The sequence below is a fragment of the Polaribacter sp. KT25b genome (assembly GCF_900105145.1).
In the GTDB taxonomy this organism is placed as follows: domain Bacteria; phylum Bacteroidota; class Bacteroidia; order Flavobacteriales; family Flavobacteriaceae; genus Polaribacter.
In genome coordinates this window covers 1402601-1415567 of record NZ_LT629752.1, presented here as the reverse complement: position 1 = coordinate 1415567, position 12967 = coordinate 1402601, and the positions used below count along the sequence as shown (strand labels likewise).

At 29.7% G+C, this 12967-nt stretch carries 6 protein-coding genes; all 6 read right to left on the bottom strand.

Going from position 1 to position 12967, the window contains the following annotated elements; all coding sequences use genetic code 11:
* Positions 1-5: 5 nt before the first annotated feature.
* Positions 6-1286 carry a glycoside hydrolase family 2 TIM barrel-domain containing protein gene (locus BLT70_RS05980; RefSeq protein ID WP_091892603.1) on the bottom strand — a complete coding sequence of 427 codons (1281 nt, stop codon included), beginning with the start codon at positions 1284-1286 and terminating at the stop codon, positions 6-8.
* 97 nt (positions 1287-1383) lie between these two features.
* Positions 1384-3063 (bottom strand): family 16 glycosylhydrolase, encoded by a 1680-nt coding sequence (locus BLT70_RS05975; RefSeq protein ID WP_091892601.1) that lies wholly within the window; start codon positions 3061-3063, stop codon positions 1384-1386.
* Between the two features lie 45 nt (positions 3064-3108).
* Complete coding sequence (locus BLT70_RS17105; RefSeq protein ID WP_157691838.1) at positions 3109-5079, bottom strand: carbohydrate binding domain-containing protein; 1971 nt, start codon at positions 5077-5079, stop codon at positions 3109-3111.
* Between the two features lie 12 nt (positions 5080-5091).
* On the bottom strand, positions 5092-6585 hold the full coding sequence (locus BLT70_RS05965) for a RagB/SusD family nutrient uptake outer membrane protein (RefSeq protein WP_091892599.1): 1494 nt from the start codon (positions 6583-6585) through the stop codon (positions 5092-5094).
* A 13-nt stretch (positions 6586-6598) separates the two neighbouring features.
* Positions 6599-9778, bottom strand: coding sequence for a TonB-dependent receptor (locus tag BLT70_RS05960; RefSeq protein ID WP_091892597.1), 3180 nt, complete (start codon positions 9776-9778; stop codon positions 6599-6601).
* A 211-nt stretch (positions 9779-9989) separates the two neighbouring features.
* On the bottom strand, positions 9990-12785 hold the full coding sequence (locus tag BLT70_RS05955) for a triple tyrosine motif-containing protein (protein WP_091892595.1): 2796 nt from the start codon (positions 12783-12785) through the stop codon (positions 9990-9992).
* Positions 12786-12967: the final 182 nt, after the last annotated feature.

The following is a 12967-nucleotide window of genomic DNA, read 5'->3' as shown; positions in this document are numbered from 1 at the left end:
TGTTTTTACTCTTTAATTAAACCAGTATGTTTTGCCTGAATATTTTTAAAATAGTTTGATATAAACTCTTTTGTAAGTCCTTTTTTATAAGGATTTAGTTGATGTATTTCTTGAATTGCATAATACGCCACTCTTGGCTTTAGCACATAAAAACCTTCTTGATCTGGAGTTTCTTTTGCACAGATTCCAAACCATTCTTCGTTCATATTTTGGCTACCTTCTGTAAAATCGAAATGATAACCAGGACTTGACCAAGAAGCATTATTATCGTGAATTTCTAAGTTTTTGGTTTGCCCATATTTCCACCAACCATCACTAAATTGAAATGTAAATCCGCCAATTGAATTATTTGCTTTACCCAAGTTTGCTGCATTTAAATAAATTTCTTTCCAATTTTCAATCATAAAATAAGCTTGCATTTTCTGATCTTCTGCATTGGTTTTTGCATTGAAAGCATCTGCACCAAATTCTGTAAAAAGAATAGGTTTATTAATTTCTTTTTTTACTCTTACAAAGGCATCACCAAAAGATTTACCTCTATACATATTTGTACCAAAAATGTCTACATCTTTGCATTCGTCTGCAAACATATCTGCAAATAATAAATCGCCATTACAAACTGCAATAGGATGATTATTATCAATTTCTTTTATCAATTTTGCAGCTTCATTAAAGAGCTTGTACATAGGTCTTCCTCTTTTTTCGCCCATTTCTCTTTTTTGATTTTCATCATCAGGAAAGTCTTCTGTTTCTGAGCCTGCCCAAAAAAGTCCATAATTATTCTCATTCCCTAAAAGAAATAAAAGTAATCCTGGAGTATCTTTATAAGCCTTAGCCATATTAGTAACTTCTGATAATAAACCTTTTTGAGTTTCTGGGTTTCTGTAATCTGTAACAGGAATCCATTGGTTATTTATTGTATTTCCATATCTACCAAAAGAGTGATTTAACATTGTGTAAATTCCGTAGTGTTTATAGATATGCGTAATCCATTTTGGTGGAATACCTGAATACACGCGAATTGTATTTACGCCCATTTTTTGCAATAAACTCATTTCTGATTCTAATGCTTTTTCTATAAAATCTTCTGATTGATTCCAAAGGCTGTATTCGAAATTTGCGCCTATTGGGAAGTAATCCCAATTCATCCCATTTATAAAAAAGTCTTTTCCATTTACCTTTAATTTAACGCCTTGATCATTACTTACAACAGCAACATTATTTTTTTGCGCGCAAGAACTTAAGGTGATTAAAATGATAAAAAAGGCAATAAAAGTACTTTTCATAATTATGAATTTATTATAAACCTAAAATTGAATTGAGAATAAAAAATAAGGTCAGCCAATATAAACTGACCTTATTAAACCTAATTAAAATAAAATATTACTGATAAACTTTTACGTAATCAATTTCCATTATATCTTCTGTAAACCCAGCATCTATATCACCACCAAGAGTACCACCCATTGCTACATTTAAAATTAAAAAGAAATCATCATTAAATGGTAAATCTGAATTGTTTGTTAATTCATAAAAAGAAACTCCATCTACATACATTTTAATAGCAGTATCTGTCCACTCTAAAGTATACAAATGAAACTCAGAATCTACATTAGTAATTGCAGTTGTTGTTCCATAATCTGCTTTTGTTTGGCTTGCTTCATCAAACCAATGGCAAGTAGCTAAAGTTGTATTTTTATCTTGACCTGTCATTTCCATAATATCAATTTCACCAGATTTTGGCCAACCTACAGTAGAAAAATTAGAACCAAGCATCCAAATTGCTGGCCAAGTACCTTGTGCAGTTGGTAATTTTGCTCTAACCTCTACTCTACCATATGTAAAATCATAAAGCCCTTCCGATTTTAATCTTGCAGAAGTATAGCCTCCACTACCATCAGCTTTCGCTGTAATAATTAAAGAACCATTTTCTACTTTTGCATTTTCTAATTCGTTTGTGTAAGTTTGAGCCTCTCCATTTCCCCAGCCACCTGCACCTAAATCATAGGTCCAATTTGCAGCATCTGGTGCTCCATCAGTATTAAAATCATCTTCCCAAACTAAGTCATTGTAAGTATAACTTACAGCACCTTCTACTGGTTTTGTTGATGTAAATTTATGATACCAAGCAAAACCATCTCCATCTTGAATAATTCTAACTATTAATTCGTCATTAGAAATTGAAATGATATCGTAAGTACTAGAACCTACTAACCACCCCATAAAACCACCATCAGAAATTTCGAAAGTTGTACCTCTATAAGGTTCGTTATTATAAGTACCTTCTGTAGCAGCTTTAGATTCTGAAGGAACCATTGTAACAGTTTTAACACCAAACATAGAAGTAGCAACTGTTTCATCTTGACAAGTATCACCAGTAACACCTAAAACATCTGCATATGTACCAGGTACAAATGCTGGCCCAACAGTTTGTTCAAATGTAATTCCGTTTGCAGTTCTTGTAAACACAAACTCATTATCATACATACAGCTTTTTTCTGTATCCCAAGCTTTAATTCCATTCCACCAAGCTTCATATGCAAATTCTCCATTTCCATAATCATCAGTAACTGGACCTAAACCAACGTGTACATCTTTGTCTGCTTGCCAATACCATTTTTTACTACTACCAAAATCTTCTTCACTAGCAGATCCTGTTAAAAAGTTACCCGCTTCAACATCGGAAAAAGAACTAAATATTGTAACATCTATTGTTGTACTAGTGCTTAAACCACCAGTACCTGTTGCATTTACAATAACTGTATATGAATTAACACCAACCTCTGTATATCTATGTGTAATTACACCTGTTGGTTCTACATCTTTTTTACCGTCACCAAAATCGAATTGATAATTAATAACGTCATCTGATGTTGCTGTAAAAACAACAAAACCAGTTCCATCTCCATTAGGATTACTAGCATCCTGACCAACCACTTCTAAACTAATAGCTAAGTTAGATGGTACTACTATTTCACCTACTTCATATTTATTTTCTTGACAACTGTAGAAAACAGTAATTAGAGAAAATAATACGATATAAATATTTTTTATTTTTTTCATTTTTATATTTTTATAAAGTTATCTTTTATAAATAAAAGTTTAAATCTAATTACTAGATAATGAAACGTCATCTATATTAACCATACCTATTTCTGCACCTAAATCGAATATAATTCTTGCATCTGCAGCTCCAAACTCAGTTGCAGTAAGTGTAAGTGTATATGTTGTTCTAGTTGATGTTATATTTACAGTTTCTACAGTATTTGTCCAAGGATCTTTACTAAGACCTATACCTGCAAAAATTCCTCTATTAACATCAGACCAAGCATCAAAAGTTAAAGTATAAGTATTTCCTTGTATAATTTCAAGTATCTGACTTGCATTTACATCATAAGCATTTCCTGCAGCAGTAACATTAACAGAATAATAAGTATTACCACCTTCGGTAACTACAGGAGCTGATGTAGATGTATCTACACCTATTAACCAAGAATCACTTCCATTTTCAAAATCTCCATTAACAACTATATTTCCTGTACCAATTATTAATGATACATTATCTATATTAACAATACCTATTTCTGCTCCTAAATCGAAAATAACTCTTGCATCTGTTGCTCCAAATTCTGCCGCAGATAACGTTAAAGAATATGTAGTTTTTGATGTTGTTATGTTTACAGTTTCAGATTTATTAGTCCAAGGATCTTTACTAAGACCAATACCAGCAATAATTCCTCTGTTAACATTAGACCAAGCGTCAAAAGTTAAGGTATATGTATTTCCTTGTATAATTTCAACTTTTTGACTAGTATTTACATCATAAGAATTTCCTGCTGCAGTAACATCAACAGAATAATAAGTATTACCACCTTCGGTAACAACTGGTGCCGATGTAGAATCATCTACTCCTATAAGCCAAGAATCACTACCGTTTTCAAAATCTCCATTTGTAAGTAAACCATCATCAAAAATTACTCCAGATCCTTGTTTATAGAAATATAAATTATCAATAAAAATTGTACCAGAACCTACAAATTTAAATTGTTTTAATTTATCTACTGATAAACCCTGACTAGTAAATTCTGACATAGGTATATCAAAACTATTCCATTGATCAGCTACTAACGTTTTAGTCACAAATCTTTCATCTTCAGGCTGAACTCCATTTGGTAGTGGAAAAATATCTATACTTGTAGCATCTGTAGTCCAAATATCTATATGTAACATCTCCATAGATGATGCATCTATTTCTGAACCAATATCTATACCTTGATAGTTTAAGTTACTATACTGAATCATCTTATCTCCATTAAGATCATAAACATTATAAAGAGTAGATTGACTCCAATTTGGATTAAAATCTGTATCAGCAATATCTGTATACTTATCACTAAAAATAGAAATTACATCTTCATCTTCTCGAGTTGATGGTATACTTGCAGAAATTATAGGAGCTAAAATTTCTGTAACTTCAAAATCTGCTGCATATTCTGTTGTATCAACAGCACCACCTTTTGCTACTACTTTAATAGCATAAATACCTGGATTAGCATAAACATAAGAAACCGCTTCACCAATATTACTGGTAACTACAGGCTGTGTAACACCATCTTCGCCAGAATAAAATTCATATACAGTAGCAAAATCTGCTGTAGCAGTTACATTAACTTGTTTAGAAATTGCAGCATCATTTTCTATGCTAACAACTAAATTTTCTGGTGCTTTAAAAGAAACCATTAATTCTTCTGTTATTTCTACTGTATCTCCTTTAATGTTAGAAGCTACTACTTTTACTTGATAAGTACCTTCTAAATATGTGTGTTCAATAGCATTTCCTTGATTTATCGTTTCTGGTTCTACTGTTCCATCTCCAAAATAAATATCGAAAACAGTTGCACCTTCTGCTACTGGCATTATAGTAACTACACCTGTATTATCTTGTGTAATATTAAACACAGCAGACACATTAGATGGAGCAGGAATATTATCTAAAAAACTTAAATTATCATCATCTGTACAAGCATATATCATTAAAATAATGATAAATACTTTTGTTATTTTATTAATTATTTTCATATCTATATTATTTTAATTTGTTGAACATGTAGATGTTGCATATCCTTTATTTTGACACCATCTATTTCCTGCCAATTCAATTTCTATTCTTGGTATTGGAAATAATTCGTTTTTTTCTGTTTTAAAACCAGAAATGGTAATTGTTTTACCTGTTCTTACTTGATCGAAAAAACGATGACCTTCACCTGCTAACTCTAATCTTCTTTCTAACAAAATGTTATCCAGATTTGCTGTAACTCTATGGTCTGAATCTCCAAAAGCTCTATCTCTAACTTCATCTAATAAATCTTGAGGATTATTCTTTTGAGCTGATGCTAATAAGTTTGCTTCTGCTGCCATTAATAAAACATCTGAATAACGAATTGCTCTATAGTTATTACCATGAGTAATTCTAGTATCTCCTAAGTTTGATTCCTGATATACCATATATTTATGATTATAATAACCTGTATATTCATTTCTAGTATCAAAAGTTACTGCTGGATTTGCTGCAACAAAATCTGACATATTAAAAATAGTTGGGTTTAATCTTGAATCTCCGGCAACATATAAATCTACTAATGCTTGTACTGGTGTACTAAATGTATTACCATCATCATACGGCGCCCAATTAGTTCTGTCTCCTGTAAATCTTGGCGACATAAAACCTGCAGCTACATTACCTTCTGAACCTTCTAAGAAATCATAACTTGCTCCTTCTACACCAATAGAATATTGAATTTCAAAAACAGATTCTGAATTATTTTCATTATTATTTAAGAAAATTGTACTATAGTCTGCTACTAACTGATATTGACCTGATGAAATTACTTTTTGAAATTCAGTAGCAGCTTCATCATACTTTTTATCAAATAAATAAATTTTACCTAATAAAGCTAATGCAGCACCTTTTGTTGCTCTACCTGGTTGAGTTTGTACCCATGGTAAATTTGGTATTGCCGCTGTTAAATCTGCTTCAATTTTAGCATAAACATCTGCTTTTGCTGTTCTTTCTGCTGATTGGGAATCTGCTACACTTACTCTATTTTCTGTAAAAAGAGGAACATCACCAAAAAATTTCACCAATTCAAAATAGTAGTAAGATCTTAAGAATAAATTTTCTGCTAATAATTCTGGTTTTCTAGAAAAATCTACTTTGTCTTGAAACTCTACTATATAATTTGCTCTACTAATACCTGCATACATCCATTTCCAAACATTACGCAAAGCTTCATTATCTGGAGTATGAATCATATCATCTATTTGTTGCCAATCTGTTACATCATCTGGTCTTTCTCCTCCACAATATGCATTATCAGAAGCTATTTCTCCTAAAATATGATTTAAATAATTGGTTCCTAAAAGGTCATAAACACCAATTAGTGCGTCTTCATAGTCTTGCTGACTATTAAAAAAGTTTTCAGAACTTTGTTCTCCTTCTTTTGTTATGTCTAAATAATCATCACAAGCGTTAAAGCTAAAGGCTAAAACCAAAAGTGTAATTATTTTTGTTATTTTATTTTGCATATCTATTTTTTTTTTAAAATGATAGGTTAACTCCTGTTGTAAATGTGCGTGTTTGTGGGTATTGACCTAAATCTACACCTGCTCCTAAAGGACTCGAGTTAGAAACATCAGGATTATAACCACTATACTTAGTAAACGTATATAAATTGTTTACAGCAAAATACACTCTTAATTTATCCATATTTAATTTCTCTAAAACACCTGCAGGTAAAGAATACCCTACTTGTACATTTTGAATTCTTAAATACGATCCATCTTCTACATAAAAATCTGAAAACAATGTATTTGCTGTAGAAGTAGTTGTTGCTCTTGGTACTGTATTAGAAGTTCCTTCGCCAACCCATCTATCTAAATATAATGTTGGCTTATTGCTGTATGTTAAAAAACGTTCGTAACTTCTAGCAACGTCATTACCTATTGATGCATAAATTGAAGTAGCAAAATCGAAATTTTTATAGTTTATGTTTAAATTAGCACCTAAAGTAACATCTGGAATTGGGTTTCCTATAACAGTTTGATCATCACTACTACCAAATTCTACAACACCATCTCCATCTACATCTACAAATCTAATATCTCCAGGTTTTGCTCCTGATTGTGTTGCATGTGCAGTGATTTCTGCTTGATTTTGAAAAATACCATCTGTTTTTAATCCGTAGAAAACACCAATTGGTAATCCTGTTTGAAATCTAGAAGTAGTTTGAGCTAAATCAAACAATCCGCCAGAGAAAAAACCAGCAGCATTATTAACTTCTATGGCTTTATTTTTAACGGTTGTAGCATTAACTCCTAAACTAAATTTAAGATCTTCTGATATTTCATGATTAAAATTAATACTTACATCAAAACCTTTATTTTCTATCGTACCTGCGTTTACTACTGGCGCACTACTTCCTGGTGCAGAAGCGCCAACAAGTCCAGAAACATCAGCTACTAATAATAAGTTTTCTGTTCTTTTTTTATAGTAATCGAAAGTAACATCTAATTTATTAGAAAATAAGCTAACATCAAAACCTAAATTTAGTTGCTTGTTTGTTTCCCATTGTAAATCTGGATTAGCTAGCGCTCCTATTGCGTTACCATAATATAGATTATTACCGAAAGAATAAGAAGCTTCACTTCCGTTTGTTCCTTGTAAAAATCCTAAGTATCTATAACTACCTATTTTATCATTACCTGTTATACCCCAACTTGCTCTTAACTTTAATCTGTCGATAGCTTTAACATTGAAATATTCTTCTTTATTTATTACCCAACCTGCAGAAACAGAAGGAAAATACCCAAATCTATTATCTGGACCAAATCTTGTAGAAGCATCTCTTCTTAACATTGCAGAAAAAAGATATCTACTTTCATAATCGTATTGAATTCTTCCAAAAAATGAATACCATCTATCTTCAAGAACACCTGTTGACGCATTGTTGTTTTGTCTTAAAGTATTGTCTGAATCTATATTTCCATCAACATCTAATGCTTCATCATAAATAAAAGACTGTGTATTAAACAAATAAGCATTACTCCAATTATCTCTATCTGCACTTACAGTTAAGAAACCAGTTGCATACGCACCATAAAATTGTTCGCTTCTTAAAGAAGTACCAGCTAAAACATTAAAATTATGTTTATCTTCTATTGAAAAGTTATAGTCTATAAAGTTTTCAAAAGTAAAATCGTAATAATTTTGATTATTTTCATAAACAGTACTAAAAACATCAGTCGTTCCGTTGTCATTTCTATCCAAATCAAAAGCTCCACCTTCTAAATTTACACTATTTACAACTTTACCTGCACCATAATAGCTTATTGGAAAATATTGTCTATTTACTACATCTGAATAATTAAAATTATAACGACTTGTAGCTTTTAAGTTTTCAAGTACATTATAAACTAATTCTACTTTTCCTGTAAACCTGTTAGTTCTCGTAACGTTATTAGTATTATCTATTAACGCTAAAGGATTTACAATTTCTGAACCTTGATTATCTGCTATATAGGAAAATCCTCCTGAAGGACCTGTACCATCAGTACCATCATAAATAGATGTTAGAGGAGAAGCATTTAATGCATAGTATAAAGTAGAACCTCTACCAGATTCATTAATACTTCTATTTTTAATGTTAGTATATAATAAAAAGGTATTAAGCTTTAATTTATCTGTTAAATCTATACCTAAATTATTTTTTAGGGTAAACCTATTAAAATTAGACTTTTCAGGAGCAATAATCCCTTCTTGATTAAAGTAACTAGCACTAAAACCATAAGTTACTTTATCAGATCCTCCAGTTGCACCTAATGTATGACTAACAATTGGTGAAGTTGTAAATAATGCATCTTGCCAATCTGTACCAACTCCATAACTACTTATATTAGTAAATGGAATTTGGTTACCATCTGCAACTTCTGTTTCATTAACATAAATTGCATATTCTGATGCATTCATTAAATCTAATTTGTTTGAAGCTTCTTGAAAAGAAATGTAAGAATTTAAAGAAAATTTTGTTTTTCTATTTAATTTACCTCCTTTTGTAGTGATTAAAATAACTCCATTTGCTGCTTGCACACCATAAATTGCAGAACTCGCATCTTTAATAATATCCATTTTTTCAATATCATTCGGATCAATAATACTTAAATCTGAACCAATATTAACACCATCTACAATTACTAATGGACTATTATCTCCATTTGTAGTTACACCACGAATTCTAATATTTAAAGAAGCTCCTGGAGAACCAGAATTTGCCGTAACTTGGACACCTGCAGCGCTACCTTTTAAAGCTTCTTCAATTCTAGTAGGATTTGCTTCGGCAATTTTTTCTGAGCTAATACTAGAAAACGCTCCAGAAACTAATTCTTTTCTTTGTGAACCATAACCAACTACAACAATCTCATCTAAAGATTCTGCAGATTCTTCTAAAGAAGCATTTATTGTTTCTTCATTTACAATAACTTCTTTTTTCTTATATCCTAAATAATTAAATACTAATACAGATCCTTTTGCTACTTTTGATAAACTGTATAACCCATCAAAATCAGTTTGTGTACCTGTAGTTGTACCTTTAATAATTATACTTACTCCTGGCAATGCATCTCCAGTTGCCGCATCTTTTACAACACCTTTTACGTTTAATGTTTGAGCTGTAGCCCAAAAGCTAATAAACATAAAGAGTAGTAATGAACCTTTTTTTCTCATGAATAATGTTTTAGTTAATAATAATGTAAAAATAGATATCTTTTTTTACTGAATCATTAAAAACAACCGCAACAAAAAACATACATAACAAAAAAACACATATAAACCCTTATTACGTCTAATGTTAAAGAAACATTAAAATTTAATATAAAGCAAAAAAAACAGTAAATGTTGTGGTATTGTATAGGTGTTTTTAAAGGTTGATAAGGTACTACACTTCAATGATGTAGCTTGTTAAGTTCTCATCATGAGGTAAATTCATTTTTTTTCGCAATCGATAACGTTTTACCTCTACACTTCTTGGAGAAATATTTAAAAGTGGTGCTATTTCTTTAGACGATAAGTTTAGCCTAAGATAGGCGCATAACCTTAAATCGTTTGGAGTAAGTTCTGGGTGCTTCGTTTTTATTTTATCTAAAAACTTTTTATCTGCATTATTAAATGCCTCTTGAAACATTTTCCAATCATCTGTATTGTTTAAATTTTTATCAATAATTTTAACAACTTTATTTAAACTATCTTTTCCCCCGGAAACTAATTCTGTTTTTATAGAACTTAAAAATTCGTTTTTTCTAATGATACTCATTGTAGAAGTAGCCAATTCTCTATTTTTACCTTCAATATCATTTCTTAATTTTTCGTTATTAAGCTTAATTATTTTTTGAGAGTTCTCTAACTCCTGTAATTCTAATTCTTTTTGAGCTTTTTCTAATAATTTTTCTCTTTGATTTCTATAATATTTACGATGCAACACATTTGTAATATACCCTAAATAGATAAACAATAAAACATAAACAATAACCATAAAGCTACCTAAATGCCAAGGTTTATCAATCTCAAAGGCATATTTTGCTACATTTTCACTTACCTTTTGATCTACTAAAGCTCGTACTTTAAATGTATAATTTCCTGGTGGTAAATTCTCAAATAAAAGTGAATTAGAATTTGATAGCTTGCTCCATTTCTCATTAAAACCAACTAATTGATATTGATAATTTACAGATGACGTTTTATTAAAATTTGTAACACTATAAAAAAATTCAAAATTATTTTCACTACTCTTAAAAGCCGTTTTCTTTAATAAACTAATTTTATTTTGCGGCTTATCTAACTCATTATTATAAATTCTATTGATACTAACCAAAAAATCCTTTGGTTGAATAACATTATTTAAGTCAACAACTAAATAACCATCATAAGTACCAATCAAATATTTCTTATCATTTAAATATAAAATATTTTCGAAACCGGTAGCTCCTTTATGAACAGAACCTTTTATAGGTATAATTTCTAATTTTGGCTTATTACTTAATTTTCCTGGAGTAAAATAACGAATATCCTCTTTAGTAAAAGACCACAGCTTATTAGTAGGTTTATCATATAATAATTTAGCCGATAAAAAAACATCTTTAGGTAATAACTTACTATAAATAGAATCTAATATAAATTGATCTTTTGCTGCTTCATATTTATAAACTCCTTTTTTAGACGAATAAAAAATATCTTTATTATATTTTATTAAACTTGAATGTATTCCCTTTTCTACAGATTTGTCTTTACTAATTTTTAAAACTGTTCTAAAATCTTTATCAATTTCTAATTTAAAAACCCCTTTATACTCATGATTTACAAATATTTTATTTTTATCGGTTAAGATAAAATACCTACTAGAATTAGAAAATCCTGCTATTTTATTTCTCAATTTCCAAGACGAACCCTCTTTAGTTAAAATATATAAACCCTCATAATTACCTTGTAATAAAGTCGTTTCATTAATCTTCTCTAACCCCCAAGTTCCTACTACACCCTTTATTAATTCTGCTTTATTATTATTAATTATATATGTACCAAAATCATGACTACAAAACAAAGTATTATTTATTATTTGTAGGTTCCAAACTTGGCCCTGAGTATTTGTAACAAAACTAAAAGCATTATCAGAATCTTTTTCTCTATAATATAAGCCTTGATTTGTGCCTATATATAAATAATCTTTATAAACTATTGAGGCATAAATTGTTCCCCAAAAATTATTCTTTTTTACAAATAATTTAAAAGGAGATTTAAAATTTATAGAATTTATTCCGCTATCTAAACCTAACCAAATATTATTATCAATATCTTCAAAAACACTTAAAACAGTGTTATTTCCTAAACCTAAAGTTTGTGTAATATGATAATCTAATTCACCATTTTCCCTAAGATATACTAATCCACTAGAAATTGATCCCAAAGCAAAATTTCCGTTTTTTAAATGACTTGCACTATAAATAGTCTTGTCTGACAAAAATTGATCAGCAGGTATTTTCCACGGAATTAACACTTTACCTTCTAAAAAGAAAAAGCCTTCTTTTTGTGTTAAAATAAGTAGTTTATCATCTTTGACAAAAAAATCTACTATCCTATTATTTTTTAAAACTGGGTCGTCAGAAACTAACTTAGCAATTCCATTTTCTATTCTAAAAACTCCTCTATCATTTTCTTGAAAATAGATAATTTCATCTACTATAGAAAGTTTATGAATTCTACTTTCTGACTTAATAATTTTTACTGTATTCTTTTTTATATTATATAAATAAATTCTTTCTAAAGATTTAAATATCATCCAACCATCTAGCTCAAAAATCTCCCAGATTTGCTCATCTTCTAGCATTTTAATATCGTGTTCTTTTACAATTGAATTAAATTCTAAAAGACCAAAGTCATTTTTTTTCCAGAAACCAAAATCCATGTAAAAACCGGTATAAATCTTATCTTTAAAAGATTTAACAGAACGCATTATTGTTTCGTTTGGTGTAGGATATAACTGCCAACTTGCACCATTATACTCCAATAACCCTTCATTATTAGCTACATAAATAAACTTATTAGATGCTTGGGTAATTGCCCAATTTTGATTGGCCGCTCCATAATTTTCTGCAGAAAAAATATTTATTGGCGGTAGCTCTTGAGAAAACGTTAAATTAGTTACTAAAAAAAAAATAAAGGAATAAATAACTCTATACATATTTTGTTACGTAATGTTTGGTTACTAAATTACGTTAAATATAATAAAATATAGAAAATAATAGAACTATGTATAGGTAATGTATTGGCAAATATTATTAATTACACTTTAAAAGCAACAAAAAGTAAGAAAAACAAAAAAATGTATTGTTAAAATACAATAACCATACTTACTCACTTTAT